Annotated in this window: 24 protein-coding genes; 13 read left to right on the top strand and 11 right to left on the bottom strand. The window is 64.4% G+C overall.

What is annotated here, in order from left to right; translation table 11 throughout:
• Nucleotides 1-6 precede the first annotated feature (6 nt).
• Nucleotides 7-1,050: a uroporphyrinogen decarboxylase gene (gene hemE, locus ACZXDY_RS32825; RefSeq protein ID WP_464348373.1), complete on the top strand. Its 1,044-nt coding sequence runs from the start codon at nt 7-9 to the stop codon at nt 1,048-1,050.
• Between the two features lie 155 nt (nt 1,051-1,205).
• On the opposite strand, the gene ACZXDY_RS32820 is transcribed toward hemE, so the two are convergent.
• Nucleotides 1,206-2,819: a GMC family oxidoreductase gene (locus tag ACZXDY_RS32820; protein WP_464348372.1), complete on the bottom strand. Its 1,614-nt coding sequence runs from the start codon at nt 2,817-2,819 to the stop codon at nt 1,206-1,208.
• Between the two features lie 303 nt (nt 2,820-3,122).
• On the opposite strand from ACZXDY_RS32820, the gene ACZXDY_RS32815 reads away from it, so the two are divergent.
• The 9 genes from ACZXDY_RS32815 (at nt 3,123) to ACZXDY_RS32775 (ending at nt 12,028) form a co-directional block, all read left to right on the top strand.
• The gene (locus ACZXDY_RS32815; protein ID WP_464348371.1) at nt 3,123-5,081 is read left to right on the top strand and encodes a putative bifunctional diguanylate cyclase/phosphodiesterase; all 1,959 of its coding nucleotides are present in this window, start codon (nt 3,123-3,125) and stop codon (nt 5,079-5,081) included.
• Nucleotides 5,082-5,302: 221 nt separating this feature from the next.
• Nucleotides 5,303-6,025: a GntR family transcriptional regulator gene (locus ACZXDY_RS32810; protein ID WP_464348370.1), complete on the top strand. Its 723-nt coding sequence runs from the start codon at nt 5,303-5,305 to the stop codon at nt 6,023-6,025.
• A gap of 53 nt (nt 6,026-6,078) precedes the next feature.
• The gene (locus ACZXDY_RS32805) at nt 6,079-7,050 is read left to right on the top strand and encodes an ABC transporter substrate-binding protein (protein WP_028162598.1); all 972 of its coding nucleotides are present in this window, start codon (nt 6,079-6,081) and stop codon (nt 7,048-7,050) included.
• Nucleotide 7,051: 1 nt separating this feature from the next.
• On the top strand, nt 7,052-7,807 hold the full coding sequence (locus tag ACZXDY_RS32800; RefSeq protein ID WP_464348369.1) for an ABC transporter permease: 756 nt from the start codon (nt 7,052-7,054) through the stop codon (nt 7,805-7,807).
• Nucleotides 7,786-8,592: an ABC transporter ATP-binding protein gene (locus ACZXDY_RS32795; protein WP_051396585.1), complete on the top strand. Its 807-nt coding sequence runs from the start codon at nt 7,786-7,788 to the stop codon at nt 8,590-8,592. The genes ACZXDY_RS32800 and ACZXDY_RS32795 overlap by 22 nt, the downstream gene beginning before the upstream one ends.
• 8 nt (nt 8,593-8,600) lie before the next feature.
• On the top strand, nt 8,601-9,401 hold the full coding sequence (locus tag ACZXDY_RS32790; RefSeq protein WP_464348368.1) for an ABC transporter permease: 801 nt from the start codon (nt 8,601-8,603) through the stop codon (nt 9,399-9,401).
• Between the two features lie 11 nt (nt 9,402-9,412).
• A complete protein-coding gene (locus ACZXDY_RS32785; RefSeq protein WP_464348367.1) occupies nt 9,413-10,078 on the top strand; it encodes a polysaccharide deacetylase family protein in 666 nt (221 codons plus the stop codon).
• Nucleotides 10,075-10,944 carry a fumarylacetoacetate hydrolase family protein gene (locus tag ACZXDY_RS32780; RefSeq protein WP_464348366.1) on the top strand — a complete coding sequence of 290 codons (870 nt, stop codon included), beginning with the start codon at nt 10,075-10,077 and terminating at the stop codon, nt 10,942-10,944. The genes ACZXDY_RS32785 and ACZXDY_RS32780 overlap by 4 nt, the downstream gene beginning before the upstream one ends.
• Before the next feature lie 37 nt (nt 10,945-10,981).
• Complete coding sequence (locus tag ACZXDY_RS32775) at nt 10,982-12,028, top strand: uroporphyrinogen decarboxylase family protein (RefSeq protein ID WP_464348365.1); 1,047 nt, start codon at nt 10,982-10,984, stop codon at nt 12,026-12,028.
• Between the two features lie 261 nt (nt 12,029-12,289).
• On the opposite strand, the gene ACZXDY_RS32770 is transcribed toward ACZXDY_RS32775, so the two are convergent.
• The 8 genes from ACZXDY_RS32770 to ACZXDY_RS32735 form a co-directional block, all read right to left on the bottom strand.
• Complete coding sequence (locus tag ACZXDY_RS32770; RefSeq protein ID WP_464348364.1) at nt 12,290-13,162, bottom strand: DUF2778 domain-containing protein; 873 nt, start codon at nt 13,160-13,162, stop codon at nt 12,290-12,292.
• 312 nt (nt 13,163-13,474) lie between these two features.
• Complete coding sequence (locus ACZXDY_RS32765) at nt 13,475-14,176, bottom strand: ABC transporter ATP-binding protein (RefSeq protein ID WP_464348363.1); 702 nt, start codon at nt 14,174-14,176, stop codon at nt 13,475-13,477.
• On the bottom strand, nt 14,169-14,903 hold the full coding sequence (locus ACZXDY_RS32760) for an ABC transporter ATP-binding protein (RefSeq protein ID WP_464348362.1): 735 nt from the start codon (nt 14,901-14,903) through the stop codon (nt 14,169-14,171). Before ACZXDY_RS32760 ends, ACZXDY_RS32765 begins: the two co-directional genes overlap by 8 nt.
• A complete protein-coding gene (locus ACZXDY_RS32755) occupies nt 14,890-15,984 on the bottom strand; it encodes a branched-chain amino acid ABC transporter permease (RefSeq protein WP_028162608.1) in 1,095 nt (364 codons plus the stop codon). Before ACZXDY_RS32755 ends, ACZXDY_RS32760 begins: the two co-directional genes overlap by 14 nt.
• A 7-nt stretch (nt 15,985-15,991) precedes the next feature.
• Nucleotides 15,992-17,212 carry a substrate-binding protein gene (locus ACZXDY_RS32750; protein ID WP_464348361.1) on the bottom strand — a complete coding sequence of 407 codons (1,221 nt, stop codon included), beginning with the start codon at nt 17,210-17,212 and terminating at the stop codon, nt 15,992-15,994.
• Nucleotides 17,213-17,216: 4 nt separating this feature from the next.
• Complete coding sequence (locus ACZXDY_RS32745; RefSeq protein ID WP_282529974.1) at nt 17,217-18,074, bottom strand: branched-chain amino acid ABC transporter permease; 858 nt, start codon at nt 18,072-18,074, stop codon at nt 17,217-17,219.
• Between the two features lie 36 nt (nt 18,075-18,110).
• Nucleotides 18,111-19,625: an amidase gene (locus ACZXDY_RS32740; protein WP_464348360.1), complete on the bottom strand. Its 1,515-nt coding sequence runs from the start codon at nt 19,623-19,625 to the stop codon at nt 18,111-18,113.
• A 158-nt stretch (nt 19,626-19,783) separates the two neighbouring features.
• Complete coding sequence (locus ACZXDY_RS32735) at nt 19,784-20,962, bottom strand: substrate-binding domain-containing protein (protein WP_464348359.1); 1,179 nt, start codon at nt 20,960-20,962, stop codon at nt 19,784-19,786.
• Between the two features lie 186 nt (nt 20,963-21,148).
• Between ACZXDY_RS32735 and ACZXDY_RS32730 the strand changes: the two genes are divergently transcribed.
• Entirely contained in the window at nt 21,149-21,592 is a 444-nt protein-coding gene (locus ACZXDY_RS32730) for a MarR family winged helix-turn-helix transcriptional regulator (RefSeq protein ID WP_028162613.1), read from the top strand.
• 146 nt (nt 21,593-21,738) lie between these two features.
• Here ACZXDY_RS32730 and ACZXDY_RS32725 read toward each other — a convergent pair whose 3' ends face one another.
• Together ACZXDY_RS32725 and ACZXDY_RS32720 are read right to left on the bottom strand one after the other, a co-directional pair.
• The gene (locus ACZXDY_RS32725) at nt 21,739-22,140 is read right to left on the bottom strand and encodes a DOPA 4,5-dioxygenase family protein (RefSeq protein WP_464348358.1); all 402 of its coding nucleotides are present in this window, start codon (nt 22,138-22,140) and stop codon (nt 21,739-21,741) included.
• A 50-nt stretch (nt 22,141-22,190) separates the two neighbouring features.
• Nucleotides 22,191-23,420 (bottom strand): amidohydrolase family protein, encoded by a 1,230-nt coding sequence (locus ACZXDY_RS32720; RefSeq protein ID WP_464348357.1) that lies wholly within the window; start codon nt 23,418-23,420, stop codon nt 22,191-22,193.
• A 179-nt stretch (nt 23,421-23,599) separates the two neighbouring features.
• On the opposite strand from ACZXDY_RS32720, the gene ACZXDY_RS32715 reads away from it, so the two are divergent.
• A complete protein-coding gene (locus tag ACZXDY_RS32715; RefSeq protein WP_464348356.1) occupies nt 23,600-24,469 on the top strand; it encodes a S1C family serine protease in 870 nt (289 codons plus the stop codon).
• Nucleotides 24,466-24,840, top strand: a complete 375-nt coding sequence (locus ACZXDY_RS32710) for a response regulator transcription factor (RefSeq protein ID WP_464348355.1) — start codon at nt 24,466-24,468, stop codon at nt 24,838-24,840. The genes ACZXDY_RS32715 and ACZXDY_RS32710 overlap by 4 nt, the downstream gene beginning before the upstream one ends.
• The last annotated feature ends 419 nt before the right edge of the window (nt 24,841-25,259 follow it).

Below are 25,259 nucleotides of genomic sequence, written 5' to 3'. Positions count from 1 at the left end.
CCTTTCTTGTCCCAAGATTCTCCCAAGCCGCTCCTTGATGTGCTTGCCGGCAATCGCCAGCCGATCCCGCCGATCTGGATGATGCGGCAGGCCGGCCGCTATCTGCCCGAATATCGCGAATTGCGGGCCAAGGCCGGCAGCTTCCTCGATCTGTGCTTCACGCCGGACTATGCCGCCGAAGTCACGCTGCAGCCGATCCGCCGCTTCAACTTCGATGCGGCGATCATCTTCTCCGACATCCTCGTCATTCCCTATGCACTGGGACGCTCGGTGCGGTTCGAGGCCGGCGAAGGCCCACGGCTTGATCCGCTCGATACGCCCGAAAAAGTGAAGACGCTTGCCGCGCATGCAGACTTCACAAAGCTCGAGCCGGTCTATGAAGCGCTGCGCCGCGTGCGGCGCGAGCTCGACGACAGGATCGCGCTGATCGGCTTCTGCGGCGCGCCATGGACGGTCGCAACCTATATGGTCGCGGGCCAGGGCACGCCCGATCAGGCGCCGGCGCGGATGATGGCCTATCGACAGCCCGCGGCATTCGAAAAGATCATCGACGTACTGGTGGAGAATTCGATCCACTATCTCGTCGGTCAGTTGAAAGCCGGTGCCGACTGCCTGCAGCTATTCGACACCTGGGCGGGCGTGCTGCCGCCGCGCGAATTCGAGCGCTGGTCGATCGCGCCGGCGCGGCGCATCGTCGAGGGCGTGCGGAGGCAGGTGCCAGGCGCCAAGATCATCGGCTTTCCCCGTGGCGCTGCCGGCATGCTTCCCGCCTATGTGGAAGCAACCGGCGTCAACGCCGTCAGCATCGACTGGACTGCGGAGCCGGCGATGATCCGCGAACGCGTGCAGAGCCGCGTCGCGGTGCAGGGCAATCTCGATCCGCTCGCGCTAATCGCCGGCGGCGACGCGCTCGATCGCGCGGTCGACGATGTGCTGGAGAATTACGGCAAGGACCGGCTGATCTTCAATCTCGGCCACGGCATCCAGCCGGAGACGCCGATCGCCCATGTCGAGCAGATGGTGCAGCGGGTGCGGTCGTATCGGGGTTAGCTATTTCTTCTCCCTCTCCCCGTTCTTACGGGGAGAGGGTTGGGGTGAGGGGCTCTCGCCGCGTATATGGTGGCAGACGGATTCGCGGAGGCTCCCCTCACCCGGATCGCATCTTGCGATGCGATCCGGCCTCTCCCGCAGGCAGGGAGAGGCGATCAGCGCGCATCCTCCAAAATCATATCGGACGCCTTCTCCGCGATCATGATCGTCGGCGCGTTGGTGTTGCCCGACATCAGGTCGGGCATGATCGAGGCATCGACCACGCGCAAACCTTCGATGCCGCGCACCTTGAGCCGCTGGTCGACGACGGCCAGCGCGTCGTTGCCCATGCGGCAGGTCGAGGTCGGGTGATAGACCGTTGAGCCGGTGCGGCGGCAGAAATCGAGCAGGTCCTCATCGCTGATCGTCTTCGGACCCGGCTCGATCTCTTCCGCGCAATAGGTCTTCAGCGCCGGCGCTGCAAGGATCTTGCGCAGGATGCGGAGGCCATCGATGAAGGCGCGGCGGTCGGTTTCGGTCGACAGATAATTGATGCGGATTTCCGGCGGCACGGAAGCGTCCGCACTTTTGATGCGGAGCGAGCCGCGGCTTTCGGGGCGGAGCTGGCAGACGGAGGCGGTGAAGCCTGAAAACATGTGCAGGTTCTCGCCCATCTTGTCGGTCGAGAACGGGATGAAGTGGATCTGGATGTCCGGCGTCGCCAGTCGCGGATCGGTCTTGAAGAATGCGCCCGAAGTGCCGGCGGCGATCGTCAGCGGGCCGCGCCGCAAGGCCGCATAATGCGCGCCCGCCCAAAGGCGTCGCAGCGGATGGTTGACGACGTCGTTGAGCGTGACGCGCTGCAGGCAGCGCGTGATCAGCCGCACCTGCAGATGATCCTGCAGATCATTGCCGACGCCCGCCTGGTCGAGCACGACCTCGATGCCGTGCTTCTTCAAGAGCGCCGCCGGGCCGACGCCGGAGAGCTGCAGCAGTTGCGGTGAGTTGTAGGCGCCGCCGGCGACCAGGATCTCGCGCCGCGCACGCGCCGTGCGGACCCGCCCCTCCTGCTTGAATTCGACCGCACGAGCGCGGCGGCCTTCGAAGACGATGCGCTGCGCCAGCGCCGAGGTCTCGACATGCAGATTGCCGCGCTTCATCGCCGGGCGCAGATAGGAGAACGCGCTGCTGGCGCGGCGCCCGCGCCGCGTCGTGGTCTGGAAGAAGCCGGCGCCTTCCTGCGTCGCGCCATTGAAATCGGGATTGGTGGGAATGCCGACCTCGGCCGCCGCCTTCACGAAGGCTTCCGACAGCGGATCGTGATGCCGCCAGTCCGAGACCGGCAGCGGACCGCCGGCGCCGTGATACTTATTCGCGCCGCGCTGCTGGTCTTCCGCCCGCTTGAAATAAGGCAGCACGTCGTCATAGCCCCAACCGGCATTGCCGTGCTGACGCCAGCGGTCGTAATCCTCGTGCTGGCCGCGCACATAGAGCAGACCGTTGATCGAGCTCGAACCGCCCAGCACTTTTCCGCGGGGCTGAAAGACCTGGCGCCCGTGCAGTTCCGGCTCGGGCTCGGTCTGGTACATCCAGTTGACGGTTTTTTCCTTGAACAGCTTGCCGTAGCCGAGCGGTACATGGATCCAGACGTTGGTGTCCCTGGGTCCCGCTTCGAGCAGCAGCACCGAGTTCTTGCCGTCGGCGCTCAAGCGATTGGCGAGTACGCAACCGGCGGAACCGGCGCCGACGATGACGTAATCAAATTCCAAGCCGTCATCGTTATTGTTCATTTTGTTTCCCCCAGGTTTTTATTTTCTGTGGTCGTACAGACAAAGCTACAATTTGAAAAGACTTATGGCCATGCGCCTTCGCCTGAGGGCCCTGACTGCCACGCTCAGTTGGCGGCTCCGCCGGCGCCGCGCTCAATCGCGGTCAAGCGCATTTGTATCGATTTGTTAGCGATGCACGCGCACACGGTTATCACAACGTCTTGTTGCAATGTCCGCCCGATCCATAATTCATAGTTTGTCAAAGCTTTGCAGCGAGGTTCCGCAATCGGCGCCCGCCTTGGGGCCAGGCCTGCAGGGCGAGGGATGCGGACGTATCTGAGCTCATATTTCTCAAAATTGTTCGCCGGCGATCTCGCCGCGTTCGGCGGACCGGCGACGGACGAGACGGGCGCCGGCTACATCCGCTCCGAGCAGATGTCGCTTGTGCTCGGCCATGCCGTCGGCTTCATGCTGGCCAACGTCTGCAACGCGACCATCTTTGCGATCGCGCTCTGGCACTCGGCGGACTGGCTTCGTGCCAGCATCTGGACCGCGGCCGTGGCCTTTGGCGCAGCATGGCTCGGATGGCAATCACGCGCGTCGCGACGAATTGCAAAGCCGCAGTTCGTCTCTCGCCGAACCATGCATCGATTGGTGCTAAACGCAGTCGTGCTGGGGTCCGCGTGGGCGATCGTTCCGGTGGCATTCTTTGCCAACGCCTCCAACGGCGGCCAACTGGTGATCACCTGTCTTTGCGCCGGAATGCTTGCGGGCGGCGCGCTCGCTTTCGCCACCATCCCGATCGCCGCCATCGCCTTTACCACGCCGATCTTTATCGGCTCCACGATCTGCCTGTACAGGATTGGCGACTTCGTCTACCTGCTGGTTGCAATCCTGCTCGCGATCTATGGCTCCGTGCTGCTCCGCGCCGTGTTCGTCAATTCCTTCGAATTCACACGGCGCATCATCGTGCAGCTCGAGGCGGAGCGGACCGTGCGGCGGGATCTGCTGACTGGGCTGCCGAACCGCATAGCCTTCAACGAAAACCTGGAAGCCGCGCTTGACCGGCTGGCACGCACCGGCGAGGAGTTTGCCGTCCTGCTGCTCGATCTCGACCGCTTCAAGGAAGTGAACGACAAGTTCGGCCATCCCGCCGGCGACGAGTTTCTGATCCAGGCGGCTGCGCGATTGCAGCGCTGCACCCGCGCCACCGAGCACGTCGCGCGCATCGGTGGCGACGAGTTCGCGCTGATCATGGCCAATCTGACCAGGCCGAAAGAGGCCTTCGAGATCGCCGAGTGTTTCGTTGCCTCCTTCGACGATCCGTTGGTGATCGATGGACGCGAAGCGTTCGGGGCAACCAGCGTCGGCATCGTGCTGGCGCCGCGCGACGGCAACACGCCCCACGACCTCATGAAACACGTCGACATCGCGCTGTATCGCGCCAAGAAGACGGGACCCGGCACGATCTGTTTCTTCGAACCCGGCGACGACAAGTCGGCGCGCGATCGCCTGGCATTGCGGCGGGATCTGGAAGGGGCAATCGAGCGGAACGAGTTGTTCCTGGTCTATCAGCCATTCATCGAGATCGGCGAAAACCGCATCACCGGGTTCGAAGCGCTGCTGCGCTGGCAGCATCCCGAGCGGGGGCTGGTGTCGCCTGGTGACTTCATCCCGATCGCGGAAGAGACCGGGCTGATTCACCAGATCGGCGAATGGGTGGTCGACCGCGCCTGCCTGGCGCTTGCGGAATGGCCCGACGACATCCGCGTGGCCGTGAACTTCTCCGCGGTGCAGTTCAACAATGCCGGCATCCTGCAGACGATCGTGCAGGCGCTTGCGCGAGCCGGCGTGCGTCCCGAACGGCTCGAGATCGAGATCACGGAATCGATGCTGATCGCAAAGTATGGATCAGCCTTGTCGATCCTGAACTCGCTGTTGGATTTGGGGGTAACGGTTGCGCTCGACGATTTCGGCACCGGCTTCTCGTCGCTGACATACTTGCGCAAACTGCCCTTTAGCCGCATCAAGATCGACCAATCCTTCATCCGCGACATGCTGGTGCAGCCCGACTGCGCTGCGATCGTCAAGTCCGTGATCGGGCTTGCGCAGGAGCTGCGCATCGGCGTGGTGGCGGAAGGCGTGGAAACGGCTGACCAGCTCGAATATCTGCGCCAGACCAATTGCGACGAGGCCCAGGGCTATTTCATTGGCCGCCCGGTTCCGGCCGAACAGATCCCTGCTCTGCTCGATCAGAAGCAGCGGTCGATCCACGCGGCCTAGACTGGACGCCGAACCATTCCGACTTGCCACTGCAATGGCGCGTCGCCCTGCTCCCATCTTCAAGCGGTCAGACTTTTTGCGACTGCGAAATGGTATCCGCCATACCAGCATCACTCGCGGTGAACACGCTGCGAGGCACGTCGTCGCATCACGGAACTCGAGAATAGGAAAAATCGATTTTCGATTGACGGCAGTGGTCGGGCCCGTCAATCTCCGCCGCCATGAACAGCATCGAGTTGAGTTTTCGTGAGGGATTTGGCGACGAGCGGCCGCGAAGCCTCACGTCTGCGGTGCAGGAGCGGCTGCGCGCGGACATCCTTTCGACCCGGCTCTTGCCCGGGCAGAAGCTCCACATCGCCGGGCTCGCCAAGCAGTTTTCCGTCAGCCTCGCCGCGGTGCGCGAGGCGCTGTCGCGACTGGTGGCGGACGGGTTGGTGCAGGCCTCCGACCAGCGCGGCTTTCGCGTCAGCCCGGTCTCGCTCGCCGATCTCGCCGACGTCACGCAGACGCGGATCGACATCGAAGGATTGGCGCTGCGGCGTTCGATCGAACGCGGCGACGCAGCCTGGCTCGCCGCCGTCGAGGCCGCCTGGGAGGCGCTCAAGGCGGTGCCTTACCGCTATCCCGATCAGCCGGGCGTGCATTACGAGGAATGGGTGGTGCGCCACCGCGTCTTTCATCGCGCGCTCGTCAATGCCTGCGGCTCGCGATGGCTGCTCGGCTTTCGCGACGAACTGCACGAGCAGAGCGAGCGCTATCGCCGGCTGTCGATCCGACGCGGCGAGCCGCGCGACGTCGAAACCGAGCACGCTGCGATCGTCGAAGCCGTACGCCGGCGCGACGCGGACGCCGCCGTCATCGCGCTGTCCAAGCACTTCACGATCACCATGGAATTCGTCGAGCTCGCCGCGCCCCGGATCTCGGAGGTGAACGGCACGAACTGAAGGCCGGGCGCAGTTCCCGGAAAACAAGCAGTCATCCTGGAGGAAACAGAACTATGCCCATGTCCCGCCGCCATGCCCTGGCGTCGCTCGTCGCCGTCACCGTGCTCGCAGCGCCCATCGCCGCATCCGCGGCCGAGACGATTCGCGTCGGGCTGCCGACCAAGACCTATTGGCCGACGACGATCGCCGAGACCGCCGTGCGGCAGAAGCTGTTCGAAAAGGAAGGCATCAACGCCGAGCTGACCATCTATCGCGGTGGTGCCGAGACCTTCGAGGCGATGGCGGCAGGTGCTGCCGACATCATCCTCGACCCTCCGTCCCTGGTGTCGGCCGGGCGCAAGAAGGGCGTGATGTCGAAGCTCGTCGCCAATGCCGCGATGGGCAGCTTCGGCTGGCAACTGATGGTGCCGGTCAAGTCGACGCTCGAGGTGAAGGATCTGAACGGCAAGAAGGTCGCGATCACCTCGGCCGGCTCCGGCTCCGACCTGCTCGCGCTGTGGACGGCGCAGGACAAGAAGCTCGAATTCACCCGCGTGCCGGTCGGCGGTGGCGGCCTGGTGCCGAACCTGCTCGCGGGCAATGTCGATGCCGCCGTGGTCTATTCGCCGCTCAGCTTCCAGATTGCGAAGTCGGGCGAGGCCCGCACCATCCTCGACTACGCCAAGGAAGTGCCGCCGAATCTGAGCGCAGGCTGGATCGTGCTCGACAAATATGCCGATGCCAAGCCCGAGGTGGTGCAGAAGGCCGTCAACGCGCTCTACGGCGCGCTGCAATTCATGCGCGCCAACCGCGACACAACGGTGAAGCTGATCGCCGAGCTTTACGAGATGCCGGCCGAGATCGCCGCGCTGGAATATGAGAACACGATTCTGAAGCTGGAGACCGACGGCAACATGGGTGCCGCGAACGTGCCCGCCGCCGTGCAGCTTTCGCTTGATCTCGCCAAGCTCGGCGGGCTCAAGGATATCGTGCCGGTGGAGGAGATCATCTCCACCAAGTTCAAGCCGGTGCCGACGAAGTTCTGAGATGCAGGATACACTTGCCATAAAGCTGGCGCGGATCGCGATCGTGGTCGCGATCTTTGCGCTGTGGGAACTGCTGTCGCGCACCGGCATCGTCAATCCGCGGCTGCTGCCGTCGGCGTCCGACACGCTGGTGACGCTCGGCGATCTCCTGCAGCGCGCCGCCGTCCGCAAGGATCTGATGGTGACGGCAACCGAAGTGCTGGCGGCGTTCGCGCTCGCGGTCCCCTTTGGCGCACTGATCGGGTTCCTGATCGCGGAAAACCGCTACTTTGCGGAAGTGGCAAAGCCGCTGTTGTTCTTCGCCTTCAGCATCCCGAAATCGATCTTCCTGCCGATGTTCATCCTGGTGTTCGGCGTCGGCTTCTCGCAGAAGGTCGGGTTCGGCTTCTTCTCGACCATCTTCATCGTGATCATGTCGACCACGACGGCTGTGGAGTCGGTGAAGGTGGAGCATTTGACGGTCGCCCGCTCCTACGGCGCGACGCCGGCGCAGACCGCGTTCCGCGTCTATCTGCCGAGCATGCTGCCAGTGCTGCTGGAGGCGTTGCGGATCTCCATGATCTTCAACCTCACCGGCGTGATCCTCGCCGAAATGTACGCCTCGCGCGACGGCATCGGCCACCAGATCGCGACCTGGGGCGAGAATTTTCAGATGAAGCAATTGCTGGCAGGCGTGGTGATGGTCGCGGCGATCGCGATGACCTTCAACGAACTGATCAGATGGGTGGAAACGCGATGCAGCCATTGGCGAACGTAACCCCGCTAAAGCCTCCGCCGCGCGCCGGCGCGATCGAGGTCAAGAATGTCGGCCAAATCTTCAAGACGTCGACGCAGGACGTGGTCGCGCTCGACAGCGTCTCGCTCGAGATCAAGCCGGGCCGCTTCGTCGTGCTGGTCGGCCCGAGCGGCTGCGGCAAGTCGACGCTTTTGATGATGATGGCGGGTCTGCGCCAGCAGACCACGGGCACCATCACCATCAACGGCGCGCCGATCCCCAAGCCGGACCCGGACCGTGTCGGCGTGGTGTTCCAGGAGGCGAGCCTGTTCCCCTGGCTCACCGCGGAGGAGAATGTCGAGTTTCCGCTGGCGCTGCGCGGCGTGGCGAAAGCGGAGCGTCGCGCCAAGGCGCAGGAGGCGCTGAAGCTGGTCGGGCTCGACGGTTTCGGCAAGCGTCATCCGCATGAATTGTCCGGCGGCATGAAGCAGCGCGTCTCGATCGCGCGCGGCCTGGTGCAGGATCCGCCGGTGCTGCTGATGGACGAGCCGTTCGCCGCGCTCGACGAGCAGACCCGCATGACCATGGGCGACGAATTGCTGCGCATCTGGTCGGCGACCGGCAAGACGGTGGTGTTCGTCACCCACAGCCTGACCGAAGCGGTCTACCTCGCCGATGAGGTGATCGTGATGTCGGCTCGGCCCGGCCGCATCGTCGACCATCTGCAGGTGCCGCTGCCGCGGCCGCGCACCTATGAGATGCTGAGCGGCGATGCCTTCGGCACGCTGCGCGACCGCATCTGGCGGCATATCCGCAAATCGGCGTGAGGCTTGCGATGAGCGCGAAGACGCTGCGGCATCTGATCGTGATCGGCCTGATCGCGCTGTGGGAGATCCTGCCGCGCACCGGTCTCATTCCGGAACTGTTCCTGCCGTCGCTGTCCTCGACGCTCAGGGCCGGATGGAACGAGGCGCCGGAATATGGCCACGCGCTGGCGGTGACACTCTATGAGGTCGCGATCTCGATGGCGATCGCCTGCGGCGGCGGCATCCTGCTCGGCGCCATCGTCGGCAGCCTGCCGCGGCCACGCGTGCTGATCATGCCGATGGTATCGAGCCTCTATGCGGTGCCGCTGGTGATCCTGTATCCCGTGTTCACTGTCTGGCTCGGCATCGGCACGGAATCCAAGATCGCCTTCGCCTCGATCTACGGTTTCCTGCCGACGATGCTCGCAACCGCAGCTGGCATCCAGACCATCGACCCGCAGCTCATACTAGCGGCGCGCAGCATGGGCGCAACCACGAGCCAGCGCCTCGTCCGTGTCATCATTCCCGCCGCGATCCCGACCGTGCTGTCGGGCCTGCGCGTCGGCGGCGCGCTCGTCATCGTCGGCGTGGTGGTGTCGGAGATGCTGATCTCGTCCGCCGGCATCGGCTACCTGATCTCGCGCTACCGCACCATCCTGGACAGCCCGCATGTGTTCGCCGGCGTGCTGCTGGTGCTGTTCATGGCGATGGCCTTCAACGCCTTGATCAAGTGGATCGAGCGCAAGGTCGCGATCTGGCAGACCGGCACCCGCGCCGGCCAGAGCGCTGCCGACGACGTCGGGTCCGGCGCCGTGCAGCCGACGACGTAAAGGATGCCAGCGTGTTCGACCTGACATTGAGTTTCGACAATGGCCCCGAGCCGGAAGTCACGCCGCGCGTGCTCGACATCCTGCGCGAGCGCGACATCAAGACGACGTTCTTCGTGATCGGCGAGAAGCTCCGCGATCCCGCGCGGCGCAGGCTCGCGGCCCGCGCCCATGACGACGGCCACTGGATCGGCAACCACACCTTCACCCACAGCATTCCGCTCGGCCAGCAGATCGATGCGAATACAGCGGAAAACGAGATCGGCCGCACGCAGGCGGCGATCGGCGCCCTCGCCCATCCGCAGCGCTGGTTCCGCCCGTTCGGCGGCGGCGGCAATCTCGACGACCGTCTGCTCAAGCCGTCCGTGGTCGACTACCTCAGGAGCAACAAACATAGCTGTGTGCTCTGGAATGCGATCCCGCGCGACTGGGACGATCCGGACGGCTGGGTCGGCCGTGCGCTCGATCAATGCCGTTCGCAGCCCTGGACCTTGATGGTGGTGCACGATCTGCCGACCGGCGCGATGGACCATCTCGAGGATTTCCTCGATCGCGCCAAGGCGCTCGGCGCCCACTTCCGCCAGGAATTTCCGCCCGACTGCGTCCCGATCCGCTCGGGCGAGATCGTGTCGCCTATCGACGCCTACGTTTCCTCCATCGAAGAAAGTGTCAAATCATGAAGATCGCAAGTTTCAAGGCGGCTGGTGTCGCGAGCTATGGCATCGTCACCGATTCCGGCGTGATCGACACCGGCAAGCGACTGAAGAACTTTCCGACGCTGAAGGCGCTGCTTGCGGAGGGCTCGCTCGACGAATTGAGGAAGCTGCAGGGCGAGCGCGCCGACTACGCGCTCAAGGATGTCGAGCTGCTGCCGACCGTGCCCGATCCCGACAAGATCCTTTGCATCGGCGTCAACTACGCCACGCACCTTGCCGAGAGTGGCCATCCGACGCCGCCGCATCCGATGATCTTCACCCGCTTCGCCAACAGCCAGGTCGGCGCCGGCCAGCCGATGATCCGCCCGCTGGAATCCGAGCGTTTCGACTATGAAGGCGAGATGGCCGTCATCATCGGCAAGGCCGGCCGGCGGATTTCGCGCAAGGCTGCGATTTCGCATGTGGCGGGCTATGCCTGCTACAATGACGGCAGCATCCGCGACTGGCAGCGCCACACCTCGCAATTTGCCCCGGGCAAGAACTTCGTCGGTACCGGCGCATTCGGCCCGTGGATGGTGACGACCGACGAGCTTTCCGACATCAGCAAACAGAGCATCGCCACCCGCCTCAACGGCGTCGAGGTGCAGGCGGCACCGATCTCGGACCTCGTGTTCGACGTCCCTGCCTTGATCGCCTATTGCTCGACCTTTACCGAGCTTGCGCCCGGCGACGTCATCGTGACCGGCACCACCGGCGGTGTCGGCGCCTATCGCACCCCGCCGCTCTGGATGAAGGAAGGCGATGTCGTCGAGGTCGAGATTTCCGGCATCGGCGTGCTGCGCAATCCCGTGAAGGACGAAGTCGCGGCCGCGGCAACCCGCGCGGCGTAACGCGCCTCGCTGAACCAAGAACAACAAGGAGACTATCATGAACCTCCCGATGCATCTCTTGCCGACCACGGTTGTCGGCAGCTACCCGCAGCCGGAATGGCTGGTCGACCGCGCCATGCTGTCGAAGGTCGTGCCGCGCACCCGCCTGCACGCGATGTGGCGGTTGCCGGCCGAGCACCTGGAAGAAGCCCAGGACGATGCGACGATCGTCGCCATCAGGGATATGGAGCGCGCCGGCATCGATATCGTCACCGACGGCGAGATCCGCCGCGAAAGCTATTCCAACCGCTTTGCCACCGCGCTCGAAGGCATCGATGACGAGAATCCCGCCATCATCACCGCCCGCACCGGCAGTACGCAAACGCCGGTGCCGCGCGTGGTCGGCCCGGTGAAGCGCACGCGCCCGGTCGAACTGCACGACATGCAGTTCCTGCGGCAGAACACCGACCGCGCGGCCAAGATCACCCTGCCCGGCCCGTTCACCATGAGCCAGCAGGCCAAGAACGAGTTCTACAAGGATGACGAGGAACTCGCGATGGCGTTCGCCGAAGCCGTCAACGCCGAGGCGCTCGACCTGCAAAAGGCCGGCGCCGACGTGATCCAGCTCGACGAGCCCTGGGTGCGCAACAATCCAGACCTCGCCAAGCGCTATGCCGTGAAGGCGATCAACCGCGCGCTTCAAGGCATCACGGTGCCGACCGTCGTTCATCTCTGCTTCGGCTATGCCGCCGTCGTGCCGGGCTCGAACAAGCCCGCCGGCTATTCCTTCCTTGGCGAGCTCAACGACACCACGGCCGACCAGATCTCGATCGAGGCCGCGCAGCCGAAGCTCGATCTCGGCGTGCTCAAGGAGCTGTCGTCGAAGAAGATCATGCTTGGCGTGCTCGACCTCGGCAATCCCGAGATCGAGTCCGTGGAGACGGTCGCCGGACGCATCCGGAGCGGCCTGAAGCAGGTGCCCGCCGAACGGCTGGTGGTCGCGCCCGATTGCGGCATGAAATACATGCCGCGGCACGTCGCGTTCGGAAAGCTGAAGGCAATGTGCGACGCCGCCGCTCTGGTGCGCAAAGAGATCGGCGGTTAGCTCGCTCCGAGAGGGCTGGAGTCGGGCGCCTCCGGGACATAGGTGCGAGTGGAGAAACATGATCCCCACCCGGTTTGCGCGTTCCACGCGCAAACCGACCTCCCCTTTCCAAGGGGAGGTGACACGCAGCCTCTAGCCGCCGCACTCCTTCCCCCTGAAAGGGGGAAGGCCGGGATGGGGGTCTGCCGCGAGTCGCACTGCCTAGGTGGAGAGAATCCTCTCCCGCAAGCGGGAGAGGTGAAACGAACTCCCCGGCCGCTTCTACGACTGCGACGCTGAGCGCGTGGCTGCGGCCTGCGGCGGGCGGTCGTTGAGCCGGACCACGACGACAATCCGCTTGATCTCGCCGTTGCGGTAGGCCTTCAGGAAATGGTCGTAGTTCTTGATCGAGACGCAGCCGTTGGAATCGCCGTTCGGGCCGAGCATGTAGGGATGGGCCAGGAGGCCGGCGCGGCCGAACGTATCCGTGCCATCGACCGGGGTCATGCGCAGCGCCGGCACGCCATGGAACAGCTTCTCGCGCGGCTTCATCTCGTAGATGCCGGGCGGCGTCGCACCAGCGTTGCGGGTATTCACGCGGGAGGGGTCGTCCATCAGGCCGCCGAGACCCGAATGCGCCTCGAGCTTGGTGCCGTCAGGCATGTAAACGGTGCGCGCCGTGATGTCATAGACGGCGGTGGTGCTGTCATAGCCAAGCGTGGTCAGGCTCGGTCCGGTGCCGGGAAGGATTCCGCCATTCGGCTCGAGGGACGCCAGTTGCACCCGTCCTGGCACCCAGTCGGTGATCTTCTGCCAAATGGAGCGTTCCTCCGCCTGCGCCACAGGTGCCGGCGCCGGGGGCAGATCGTTCCTTGCCTGCAGGTTGGCATCGACCGGACGCGACCGCGGCAGCGGAATCGCGGCGACTGCGGGAGTCGGCGCCGGGCTGGGCGGGCTGGCTTGCGCGGGTTCGTCAGTCTGGGTGTCCCGAAGCTGCTCGGTCAGCGAACCCTGGATATGGGCGAATTCCGCGTTGAAATCGTTGCGGCTGCCACGAAGCATCGGGCGCGAGGGGTAGTAGATGAAGGCGGAATCGAGCGTCGAGCGCGCCCCGAACCGATCGTTGAAGGAAATCGCCGCGGACGTGTTCGCCAAGGCCGAACCACGCAGCAAATCCAAGGGGTTAATCTCTGTGATCCAGACGGCAAGGGCAGACGCCAATGCGAACGAGGCGACAGAAAATGTCGCCTTGCCCACCCATCGAGCGCCACCCCGCGGGCGCTCGCCTGCAGCTGTCCCAATCTGACCCATCTAACCCCGTTCGGCGCATCGGAGCCTCTGACGGGCTCCAGATAAGGATTCACCGAGTTGACTTTGGATATCACGGAACAAGACTTGGGCACAATCGAGACCAAATGGCCGGTCACCCCGAAAAATGATGACAGAAAGGCCCGCGCAAGTCTCCCTTTAGGGAGCCAGATACCGCAGCAGTTCCGGGTCGTCCCTGACTGCGGCGGCCGGGCCCTGCAGCGCGACGCGGCCGCGGTCGAGGACATAGGCGTAGTCGGCCACCCGCAGCGCAAGATCGAGATGCTGCTCGACGATGACGACCGCGATGTCCTTTGCCAGCTCGATCAGGCGCTCGGTGATCTCCTCGATCACGCCGATCCAGACGCCCTCGGTCGGCTCGTCCAACAGCAGCAGTTTCGGATCGCCGAGCATCGCGCGGCCGATCGCCAGCATCTTGCGCTCGCCACCCGATAGCGTGCCGGCGGGCTGTTCAAGCCGCTGAGCGAGTTTCGGGAAGATCGCCAGCACCCGGTCGATGGCGGTGGCGTCGTGATTATAGAGTGCGCCGACCGCGAGATTGTCGCGCACCGACAACCGCGCGAACACCGAATGCTCCTGCGGCACATAGCCGATGCCGAGCCGCACGCGCTCCTCGGTCGGGCGGCGGCCGATATCCTTGCCGTCGAACTTGAGCTCGCCCCTGGACAGGCCGAGTTCGCCGACGATGGTCTTCATCAGCGTGGTCTTGCCGGCGCCGTTGCGGCCGAGCACGGCGACGCCGCCGCGCCAGGGAATGCCCATATTGACGTCGAACAGGACCTGGCTGCGGCCATAGCCGGCGTCGAGATTGATAATATCGAGGAACTGACTGTCAGGCACGGCGCAGATAGATCTCCTGTACCTCCGGGCTCGCCTGGATCTCGGCGACGGTGCCGCTCTCCAGCACTTTCCCCTGATCGAGCACGGTGAGGCGGTCGCAGATGTCGCGGATGAAATCTAGGTCGTGCTCGACGATCACGAGCGAGCAGTGCGACTTGATCGGTTGCAGCAGTTCGCCGGTGACGCGCCGCTCCTCCAGGCTCATGCCGCCGGTCGGCTCGTCGAGCAGCAACAGCCGCGGCTTGCCCGCGAGCGCCATCGCGATCTCCAGCCATTGCTGCTGGCCGTGCGACAGCGTCGCCGCCGCATCATGGGCGCGATCGGCGAGGCGGAACTGCGTGAGCATCGCCATGACCTGGTCGTGCAATATGCCGCGGGTGCGCGACAGCACGAGGTCGAGCAGCGAGCATTGCGCCTGCAGCGCCAGCAGGATGTTGTCGTAAAGCGTCAGCGACGGCAACACGCTGGTGATCTGGAATTTCAGGCTCATGCCGGCGCGGGCGCGCTCGGTCGGCGACAGCGCGGTGATGTCGCTGCCGGCAAAGTGCACGGTGCCCTCGGTCGGGGTTTCGGCGCCGGCGACGCATTTCATCAGCGTGCTCTTGCCCGAGCCGTTCGGGCCGATCAGGCCATGAAATTCGTTCTCGGAGACCGTCAGCCCCGCTCCGTCGAGCGCGGTCAACTTGCCGAACACCTTCCTGATGCCGGTGGCTTCAAGGAGCGGCATGACTGCTCCCCTTCGCTCTTCCGCCGAAGCTGCCGACGCGCTCGCGCTCGCCGAGCACGAAGCTGATCAGGCCGAGCGGACGGAACAGGATCACTAGCAGCAGCAATACGCCGAGGATGATCGGCCAGATGTCGCGGTAGTTGTCCGACAGCCAGAAGCTGACGCCCTCGATGATCACGGTGCCGATGACGGCGCCGATCAGCGTGCCCGACCCGCCGAACAGGACATAGAGCACGACCTGGGTCGAGATCACGACGCCCAGCATATTAGGCCAGACGAAACCCTCGTGGAATGCATAGAGTCCGCCGGCAAGGCCCGCGATGGTGCCGCCGACGGTAAAGACGATTGCCTTCAGGTGCTGCGCCTTGTAGCCGAAGAAAGCGATGCGCTGCTCGTTCTCGCGCAGACCCGCGAGCGCAAGGCCGAATTGCGAGCGCACCAGGAAGCGGCACAGGAGATAGACGACCAAGAGAATGCCGAGCGCGAGGTAGTAATAGACTGGCCCCTCCGTGATATCGGTGCTGCCAAGCGACATCGGCGGGATCGAGGGGATGCCGTTCTGCCCACCGAGATAATACCAGCCGCGCGCCAGGCGATCGGCGGCATAGGACCCGGTGAGCGTCCCGAGCGCAACGAAGATCATGCTCGACGGGTTCCGGCCGAGCAACAGGAAGCAGCCGAGCAGGAGCGAGAATATCAGCCCGATCAGCATCGCCGCCGGCAGCACCAGAAAGATCGACGTGACGTTGAGGTCGCGCGCCAGCAGCGCCACGCCGTAACCGGCCGAGCCGAAGAACAGGGCTTGGCCGAAGCTCATGATGCCGGCATAACCCCAGACGAGATCGAACGACAGTGCGAACAGCGCAAGGATGATGACGCGGGTGGCGAAGACGGTCAGATAATCCTGCAGCACCAGCGGCAGGAAGACTGCGACCAGCAGCACCAGGATTTCCACGATCGGCAGGACCCGGCGCGGCGTCTTGGCCTGCGACGTCAGCGTCGCGGCCGCGCCGTGCTCAGCCTTCGAGATGTCCGGCTGTTCGTCGATCCCCGTACGAACCGCCTGCTCGGTTGCGCCCATTCTTCGCTCAGCATTCCTTGGGGTCGACCAGCCCGCTGCTGCGGGCCACGATCTCGTACACGCCGCCCTTGGCGACCGCGGTGTACATGTTCATCTTGCAGTGCCGCTTGCCCGGCACCATCTCGGCGGGGCCGCCCGGCCCCTCCGCGATCTTGGCGTGATCCAGCGCCGCAGCAACGGAATCGCGATCGACCTTGCCGGCTTCCTTCACGGCGGCGGCCCACAGCTTCAATCCGCGATAGGTGCCGGTCGCGGCGCTGCCGGCGGCGAACAGGAAATTGCCGGGGAAATCCTTCTCATAGGTCGCCTGGATCTTGGCGCTGACCGGATCGTCCTTGGTCAGCACCTTGAAATAATCAAGGCAGCTCGCGAGGCCTTCGATCTCATTGGCCTGGTTGATGTTGAGCGTGTTCTCGTCATAGTAGACGCAGGACAGCCGGCCGCCGTTCTTCAGGAAGCCAGCTTCATAGAGCTGCTTGAAGAACGGACCGACGCCGGGCGGGATCACCGTGTTGAAGACGACGTCGACCTTGTTGGAGACGATGCGGTTGACGGTGGCGCTGAAATCGACTTGGTCGAGCGGGTAATATTCCTCGAAGATCACCTCGCCGCCATTGGCTTCGATCACCTTGCGCGCATAGACGTTCAGGGTATGCGGCCAGACGTAATTGGCGCTCGGCAGCGCGAAGCGCTTGCCGCCGTTCTTGATCAGCCAGGGGATGAACTCGTCGCATTGCTGCGCCGGCGTCGGCCCGGTGCAGAACAGATAGGGCGTGCATTCCTTGCCCTCGTAGAGCTGCGGGTAGATGTAGAGCGTCTTGCCGCGGGCGACGATCGGGTCCTTGATCGCGTTGCGCATCGAGCTCGTGATGCCGCCGAGCACGAGATCGACCTTGTCGCGCTGGATCAATTTGCGGACGTTGCCGACCGCGACCGACTCATTGGACGCGGTGTCCTCGATGAAAAGCTCGATGGGACGGCCGAGCAGGCCGCCGGCATCGTTGATCTCCTTGACCACCATCTTGGCCGTGTTGGCATCGGCATTGCCGGCATAGGCGATCGGGCCGGTGAGGTCGGTGGCGATGCCGACCTTGATCGGGCCTTCGGCGGCATTGGCCCATTCGGGACGGATGACCCAGCTTCCTACGCCGGTCGCGATCGCGGTGGAGGCAAAGGCAAAGCTCTGCAGGAAACGACGCCGGCTTAACTTCAAGTGATCGCTACGCATGAGACTAGACCCCTTTTCCCGAAAGCAGGCCTTGCGGCCGGAATTTGATGAAGACGATGGCAAGCACGAAGACGAGGATGTCGGCGATCACCGGCGCCATCACCCATGGCAGCGCTGCGCTGAGCGTGCCGATCACCGCCGCGCCCGCGACCGGGCCGATGAACGAGCCGACGCCGCCGACCATGACCGCGACAAAGCCCTGGATCAGGAAGCGGATGCCGAGATCGGCGAACAGGCTGAACACCGGCACCAGCAGCGCGCCGGCGAGCCCTGCAAGCGCCGCACCGAAGGCAAAGGTGGTGCCGTACATCGCAGCGGTGGAAATGCCGGAGGCCCGCGCCAGCGCCGGATTCTCCAGCGTGGCACGCACCCGCAGGCCAAACGTGGTGCGCGACAGCAAGAGATAGCAGCCGATCATCACCAGGATCGTGATCACGATGATGGTGAAGCGCCATGCCGAGATGTGTACGGTGCCGAGATCGATCGAGCCGCCGATCGGCTCCGGCACCGAGAGATAGAGCCCGCCGATCAGGCCGCGCACGCATTCGCGGATGATCAGGCCGAGCGCATAGGTGCCGAGCATCGCGACGATCGGCGCCGCGTAGAAGCGCCGGATGATCAGCGCCTCGAGCACGAAGCCGAGCGCGCCGACCAGAAACGGCGCGGCCGCCATGCCGACCCAGACCGGGAGGCCATGGCTATAGGCGAGATAGGTGATGTAGGCACCCAGCAGGACGAACTCGCCCTGCGCAAAGTTGAAGATGCCCATCATGCTGGCGATGATCCCGAGCCCCAGCACGACAAGGACGATGATCGCGCCGAAGCTCAGGATTTCGAAAGCGGCGACGAATGCGCTACCCATGCATCGCGATCCGGCCGAAGTGCAACGGCAGTTCCCTCACATCTTCTTCCAGTCGCCGGACTGCTCGAAGGCATGCGCGGCGCGGTAGATGGTGGATTCCTCGAAGTGGCGGCCGACCAGCATCAAGCCGACCGGAAGTCCATCGACCATGCCGCACGGCAGCGACATCGCCGGATGATGGGAGATGTCGAACGGCGAGGTGTTGGAGATCATCTCGAACGCGCGCGCGACATAATCCTCACGGCTCGGATTTGCCGGCGGCAGCGGCGTCGCCTTCATAGGCGTGGTCGGCAGCAGCAGCAGATCGTAGTCCTTGAACACCGCGTCATAGGCGGCCGTCAACCGGCGCGAGACGTTGACGGCCTTGCCGTAATGGCGCGGGCCGAACGTGTTGTTGATGTAGGTGCCGAACAGCAGCAACAGCTTGGTGGTCTCCGAAAGCGAATCCGCCTGTCGCCGCCAGCCGCGGTGGAAATCCATCAGCGAGGTCGAATAGAGGTCGGGACGGCTCAGGCCGTAGCCGTCGCCGTACATCATGGTCTGCGTCATCCCCTCGGTGCCGATCGGCATCCAGATCGCGGGGCCGAGCAGATGCATTGGAATCGACACGTCGGTGACGGAGGCGCCGAGATCCTTGAAGCGCTTCGCCGCTTCGCGGACGCTTTCGTTCACCGCGGGCTCCGCTCCGGCCTGCTCGAACCCTTCCTTGAGCACACCGATCTTCAATCCCTTCACACCCTGGCCGAGCGCCTTGGTATATTCATCGACCTTGGGCGCCTTGATGCGGGGATCGTAGCCGTCGTCGCCGGCGAGCACTTCGAGCAATAAGGCGTTGTCTTCCACCGTTGCCGTCATCGGCCCGGTGTGATCGACGAAGACCTCGATCGGCATCACGCCGGTGTAGGGCACGAGCCCCCAGGTCGGCTTCATGCCATAGGTGCCACAGAACGAGGACGGCATGCGGATCGAGCCGCCCTGGTCGCCGCCGATCGCCATGTCGACCTCGCCAAGCGCGACCACGACGCCGCTGCCCGATGACGATCCGCCGGCCGAATAGCCCATCTTGTAGGGATTATGCACCGGCCCGGTGGAATTGGTGTGGCTGCCGCCGGAGATGCAGAAGGATTCGCAATGCACTTTGCCGGCGATCTCCGCGCCGGCATCCAGCATGCGCGTCACGATCGTCGCATCGAAATCGGGGACATAACCTTCGAGCGTCGACGAGCCGTTCATCATGGGCACGCCGGCCAGCATGATGTTGTCCTTCAGCGCGACCTTCTTGCCCTTGAGCTTGCCGGAATCTGCGCCCTTCACCGTCGCCTTGCGGTACCAGGCGTTGCGCGGATTCTCCTCCGGGCTCGGCCGATAGCCGGGCGTGCGCGGATATTTCACGGGCGGTACCTCGTCGGGCATTGCAGCAACGAGGTTGTAGGCGTCGACCGAACTTTGCATCAGCCCGCGGAACGAAGCGACGTCTTCGTCGGAAAGCGCGAGGCCGCATTGCGCGGCGACCGCGCGAAGTTGCGTTGGGGTCGGAAGCACGACGGACAAGACACTCTCCCTGGAAGCTTGATGATGGCGCGCGGCCGCGGAATGCATGCGAAGACGCGGTCCCACCCGAGGCCGCCCGGGTATTACAGACGGAAATATTTTCCTTTTCAAGAATTATTTTGCAGAACGGCGCGCGCGGACGCAATCCCTTGCGTGCGTCAGATCGTCTTGATCAGCTTGAAATCGAGGCCGTCGGCCTCGGCGAGATACATCGGCATCTCCGCGCGGCCGCTGCGAATGGTGATCGGCCCGCGGGCGCCGGTATAGACGATGTTGCGTCCCGCAGTGAGCAGCGGTTTGAACGCCAGCGAGCCCGCGCGCTCGGCCGCCGCCTGCAGGAAGCGGAGACCCTCGTAGTTGGATTGCGCGACCGAACCGATCGGCGGTGCCATGGGGCCGAACGTGGCGCGATATTGACTGAGGAAGTCATCGTTGGCGCGCGAGCCGATGCCGATGAAATAGCCGGACGCGCAGAACAGGTTCTCGGTGTTGTCGGCGCCGATGCCGAGCAGCACGGTCTCGTCCATCGCGCCGGCCAGCCTGAGCGTCGTTGCCGCCAGGCCGCTCTCGGCAAAGGCGCGGTTGAAGGTGATGCTGTCGGTGCCGATCAGCGAGATCAGCACGACATCGGGACGCGCGGCACGGATGCGGTCGAGATGGGCGGAATGATTGTCCTCGCCGACGGGGACGAACTCCTCGCCGACCACCTGCCCGCCGGACTCGGCGATATATTTCTTCACCGCACGATGCGATTGCCACGGCCAGACATAGTCGCTACCGATCAGATACCAGCGCGAGGCCTTCTTGACATCGGCGAGCCAGTGGATCGCGGGCCGGCTCTGCCAGCGCGGCGTCTCGCCGATCGCCATCACCCCCGGCGTGCGCTCGCCGCCCTCATAGACCGGCGTGTAGATATAGGGCACCCGGCCGCCGGTGACCTTGCGCAGCGCGACGCGGACCGCGCTGATATGCGAGCCCATGATCACGTCGACCTCGTCAAGGGCGACCGCCTCCGCGGCACGGCGCACGACATCCTCGATCGGGCCGCCGGCATCCAGCACCGTCAATTCGATCTCGCGGCCCAAAATGCCGCCGCGACGATTGATCTCGGAGACCGCGAGCAACACCGCGTTGGTGGTGGCCGGCCCCCAAATTCCCGGCGAGCCGGAGAAGGTGAGGAAGTTCGCGACCCTCAATTTGTTGTGGGCGCCACCTCGCTTGCTGAAGCCGACATCAGCGGGATGCCAGGAGGGATCGGTCGTTGGCGCCGACAGGCCTCTGAACACGAAGGGCGGCATGGGGGCGCCGCCGCTGTTGACGCTGACTGTTGAGAGCACGCCCACTCCTGTCCGACACTTCGCCCCTTGTCGCGCGGTGCATCGATGCACGGCGCCGCCGGTTGTCCCACCCGTTCGACAAATATCCTAGGCGAAAATATTGAAACTTCAACAATTGCCATGCATATAGAACGGGCAATCAGCGCCAGTCATTCGCTCATCAGGGTCAAAACAAAGTCTTCGATCGTGGCCAAACCGCCAAGCCAAGATACCCCGCTCACTGAACATCTCGCCTACCTGCTCGCGCAAGCCAACCGGGAAATCAACCGGCAGCTTGAATCGCGGCTGGCCAAGGAGGGTGTGCCGGTCGAGCAGTGGCGAATCCTGAAGGTCCTGTTCGACGGCAACGGCCGTTCGATGGGCGAGCTCGCCGAAGCCGTGCTGCTCAACCACCCGACCCTGACCAAGATCGTCGACCGCATGGTGTCGGACGCCCTCGTCTACCGCGTCCAGGACCCGAAGGACCGCCGCAAGGTGCTGATGTTCTGCTCCGAGCGCGGAAAAATTCTGTGCCAGCGATTGAACTCGCTCGCCATGAGCCAGGAAGCGCACATCGTCGAGAACTACGGCAACAAGTCCACCAACGAATTGAAGCGGCTGCTGGAAAATCTGATCGACAGCGCGAATTGAGTTGTGAACTTGTAGGGTGGGCAAAGGCGCGTCAGCGCCGTGCCCACCATCAAGCGCTCCGCTCGTGACGGTGGGCACGCTTCTGTCATCGCTTGTTGAACCATCGAGCAAGAAGTCGCTTTGCCCACCCTACGAAACCACAAAACTCACGGCCGAAGATGCGGCGTCGTGTTCGGCGGGGGCGCCTGCTCGAGTTCGCTCTCTTCCGGCAGCTTCTCGCCGTGCACGGCGAGCGGGCGGCCGATCCAGAGCGGATCAACGAGATGATCGCGGCGCGGATTGCGCGTGTTCGGATGCACAAGGATACTGAGGCTGCCGTGGTTGAGCATCAGCCACGGCACGAACTCGGCAAAGACTTCCGCGGCGAAAGCCACCTGGTACATGGCCTGATCGTGCGGCCCGACCTTGACGTCGTGCCATCGGCCGAGCGTGACCGAAAAGCGTTCGCCGATCCATGTCCTCAAGCGCTCGGCCTCCGGCCTCGTTGTGGCCGGATCGTAGTAGATATGGGCGTGATAGCTCGCGATCTCGCCGGCCGACCGCGGCATGGCACCTTCCTGCAAATCGCTCATCCGTCTTTAACCTTCCGACCGATCCTTCACTTGATCTGCGCCAGGTCGCGCATATGGGCAAGATCAATCACGCGTCCGTGGCTGACGACGGCGGCCGGAGGCGCGTGAAAGCGAAGCACGTTCGTGACATCAGGGTGGTCGAGCACAACAAGGTTGGCAGGATAGCCCGCCTCGATTCCGTACTTCGCCAGATTGATCGCCGCTGCCGGTCGCGACGTGATCATATCATACAGCGTATCGATGTCCCGCTCCTTCGTCATCCACAACAGATGCGCGGCAAGGAAGGCCACCTCGGGCATGTTGTTCCTGCCGAATGGATAGTAGGCATCGGAAATATCGTCCTGCCCGAGGCAGACATTGACGCCCCGTTGCAGGAGCTCCTTGACCCGCGCATGCAACGGGCCGGTATGAGGGTCGCTGACGATGCTGACGCGCGCTTGCCGCAACAGCTCGGTCAATTCGCCGAAATAGGATTGCGGATAGAGCGCCATCGCCCGGCAATGATGCGCCAGCGCGCGTCCCTGATAGCCGCGCGCGATCGCCTGGCGCGCCATCGATTCCAGCGTCTTCATGTTGGGATCGCCGACGTCGTCCAGCAACATCGAGATGTCGGCGTTGAACTCGGCGGCGAGATCGAAACAGAAATCGATGTGGGCCTGCATGTCGTCGGCATTGGATTCGATCCAGGGAATACCGCCGACGACGTCAGCGCCCATCGCCATCGCCTCTCGCATCAATCGGTCGGCGCCCGGCTCGCGCGCAAGCCCGTCCTGCGCGAACGCCACGACCTGGAGATCGACGATATCGCGGAATTCCTCGCGGACCGCCAGCAGTGCCTTGACGCCCTCGAGCCGCGCCTTGGTGTCGACATCGGCAAAGGCACGGATGTGCAGATTGCCATGCAGCGCCGCCAGCGCGACCGCACGCCTGGCGTTCGGGATGATCCAGGACGCGTCGTATGTCTCCTTCACCGCGGCGGCGAGATCGATCGCCTTCGCCGCCTCGTTCATGCCGCCGCCGTGATAGGCCTCAAGCGCTGCTTCCGTCATCATCGGCAGCGTCCACACCTTGCAAAGATGCAGATGCGCGTTGACGTAAGGCGGCGTCACCAGGTTTCCACCGGCGTCCAGCGTCAGGCGGGCATCTCCGCCAAGGCGAGGCGCTATCTCGGCAATGACGCCATCCGAAATCGCGATGTCCGCAAGCGCGTCGCCCTGGCCCAGCAAGCGGGCATTTCGGATCAAGAGGTCAGTCATATCGGGAATTCCAGTCAGGAAGGAGAATTGAGAAGCTGGGCCTCGTATCGAGGGCCGCAATGCACATCTGATGCAAGAAGGATACCGTTCCGGCGCGGCGGTTCACGCCTGCCCACCCGGGCAGTTTCCAACGGCGCAGGAGCGTGCCCAGATCGGAGAAAATCCAACGGAGTTTTACCATGTCCGATCCCTCAGTGCTTGCCACATTCTCCGGCGCGATCGCCGACATCGTCGCCCGCGTCGCGCCGGCCATCGTTTCCGTGCACTCGCACCGCTCGCGTGCTTCGGGCTTTGTCTGGAAAGCGGGCCTGGTCGTCACCGCCGACGAGGCGCTTGCAGAAGAAGGCGAGGTCATCGTCCGCTTTGCCGACGGAACGGAGCGGACTGCAACCATCGCCGGACGCGATCACACCACCGATGTCGCGTTGTTGCGGGTCGAGACCTCCAACATCGCGCCGACCAAACTTTCATCGGCGGTACCGGCGCTCGGATCGCTGGCGCTGGTCGTCGCCGCCGAGCGTGGCGTGCCCGCGGCGGCGCTCGGCCTGATATCGCTGGTCGGCGGCACCTGGCGGAGCCTGCGCGGCGGCGACATCGATGCGCGCATCGAGCTCGACGTCCGCCTGAGGCCCAGCCACGAGGGTGGGCTCGCGCTCAACGCCTCCGGCGACGCCATCGGCATGGCCGTGCTCGGCGCGCGGCGCGTCCTTGTCATTCCGGCCGCGACCATCGCGCGCGTGGCGGGCCGGCTGGAGACCCATGGCCGAATCGCGCGCGGCTATCTCGGGCTCGGCCTGCAGCCGGTCAAGCTCGACGACGGCATTGGCGCGATGGTGATGAGCGTCGACAAGGCCGGCCCCTCGGCGGCCGCCGGCATCCGGCAAGGCGACGTGATCGTCGGCTGGAACGACGAGAAGATTTCCGGCGTGCGGGCCCTGCTCAGGGCGCTCGGGCCCGACAGCGTCGGCGCCACCGTCGACGTCGCGGTGCGGCGTGGCGGCGAGCCGGTGCGGGTCAAGCTGACAGTCGGGGAAAGGCCGGAGACGTGAGCGAACAGACCTCGCCTCCCCTCCTCATCGCCATCGACGTCAGCGATCCCGCACTTGCGGACCGGCTCGCCTCGCTGCTCGGCGGCGTCGCCGGCTTGCGCCTTGCCGCGCCGGGCGAAGCAGCGGGCGTCGCGCTGGTCTCGCGCGGCCAGCCTGCGGGCGAACGATCGGAGATCGAGCTGACGCCGCGCGAGCGCGACGTGCTGGCGCTGATGGCCGAGGGCGCCTCGAACAAAACGATTGCGCGGCAGCTCGGGATATCCGTGCACACCGCCAAATTCCACGTCAGCTCGCTGCTCGACAAGCTCGACGCCACCGGCCGCACCGATGCGGTGGCGCATGCGGCGCGGCGCGGGGTGATCCATCTGTAGCGCGATGAGATCGGGTTAAATTGCATCTACCGCGCTCGCGATAGTGGTCACGAGCTACGGCGGGCAAGTCGCCTTGCCCTCAGGCAGCTCTCTCCGTCGTCCCCGCGAAAGCGGGGACTCATAACCGCAGGGTCGTGTTGTGGCGCGAGCAAGCGGTTGCAGCGGAGCACACCACAAAGGCCGGTGGTTATGGGTCCCGGGTCCCGGCTACGCCAAGAGGCTTCGCCGCGGCGCGCAAGCCCGGGACGACGGGAGGAAGGTTCTGATTCAATTGTCAAACAGCGAGGGGATGTGAATCTGCATTCTCGCGGCGCGTTGCGTCCGAGCTTTGCGTCCGTTTCACCCTCCTCGATATCAGAGGGCGCAGGGAAAGCCGGGTGCTGGTTGCACCCGTGGGTCCCGTGCAACAAAAAGCACGG

Source organism: Bradyrhizobium sp. LeoB3 (assembly GCF_055456055.1).
This window is presented reverse-complemented; position numbering and strand designations above follow the sequence as displayed.

Bases quoted from the DNA above. Each gene is read 5' to 3' on its own strand.
- ACZXDY_RS32715 (WP_464348356.1), top strand. From the start codon at position 23,600: ATGTCCGATCCCTCAGTGCTTGCCACATTCTCCGGCGCGATCGCCGAC.
- ACZXDY_RS32720 (WP_464348357.1), bottom strand. From the start codon at position 23,420: ATGACTGACCTCTTGATCCGAAATGCCCGCTTGCTGGGCCAGGGCGAC.
- ACZXDY_RS32815 (WP_464348371.1), top strand. From the start codon at position 3,123: ATGCGGACGTATCTGAGCTCATATTTCTCAAAATTGTTCGCCGGCGAT.
- ACZXDY_RS32820 (WP_464348372.1), bottom strand. From the start codon at position 2,819: ATGAACAATAACGATGACGGCTTGGAATTTGATTACGTCATCGTCGGC.
- ACZXDY_RS32805 (WP_028162598.1), top strand. From the start codon at position 6,079: ATGCCCATGTCCCGCCGCCATGCCCTGGCGTCGCTCGTCGCCGTCACC.
- ACZXDY_RS32795 (WP_051396585.1), top strand. From the start codon at position 7,786: ATGCAGCCATTGGCGAACGTAACCCCGCTAAAGCCTCCGCCGCGCGCC.
- ACZXDY_RS32760 (WP_464348362.1), bottom strand. From the start codon at position 14,903: ATGCCGCTCCTTGAAGCCACCGGCATCAGGAAGGTGTTCGGCAAGTTG.
- ACZXDY_RS32780 (WP_464348366.1), top strand. From the start codon at position 10,075: ATGAAGATCGCAAGTTTCAAGGCGGCTGGTGTCGCGAGCTATGGCATC.
- ACZXDY_RS32775 (WP_464348365.1), top strand. From the start codon at position 10,982: ATGAACCTCCCGATGCATCTCTTGCCGACCACGGTTGTCGGCAGCTAC.
- ACZXDY_RS32790 (WP_464348368.1), top strand. From the start codon at position 8,601: ATGAGCGCGAAGACGCTGCGGCATCTGATCGTGATCGGCCTGATCGCG.
- ACZXDY_RS32725 (WP_464348358.1), bottom strand. From the start codon at position 22,140: ATGCCGCGGTCGGCCGGCGAGATCGCGAGCTATCACGCCCATATCTAC.
- ACZXDY_RS32800 (WP_464348369.1), top strand. From the start codon at position 7,052: ATGCAGGATACACTTGCCATAAAGCTGGCGCGGATCGCGATCGTGGTC.
- ACZXDY_RS32750 (WP_464348361.1), bottom strand. From the start codon at position 17,212: ATGCGTAGCGATCACTTGAAGTTAAGCCGGCGTCGTTTCCTGCAGAGC.
- ACZXDY_RS32755 (WP_028162608.1), bottom strand. From the start codon at position 15,984: ATGGGCGCAACCGAGCAGGCGGTTCGTACGGGGATCGACGAACAGCCG.
- ACZXDY_RS32810 (WP_464348370.1), top strand. From the start codon at position 5,303: ATGAACAGCATCGAGTTGAGTTTTCGTGAGGGATTTGGCGACGAGCGG.
- ACZXDY_RS32745 (WP_282529974.1), bottom strand. From the start codon at position 18,074: ATGGGTAGCGCATTCGTCGCCGCTTTCGAAATCCTGAGCTTCGGCGCG.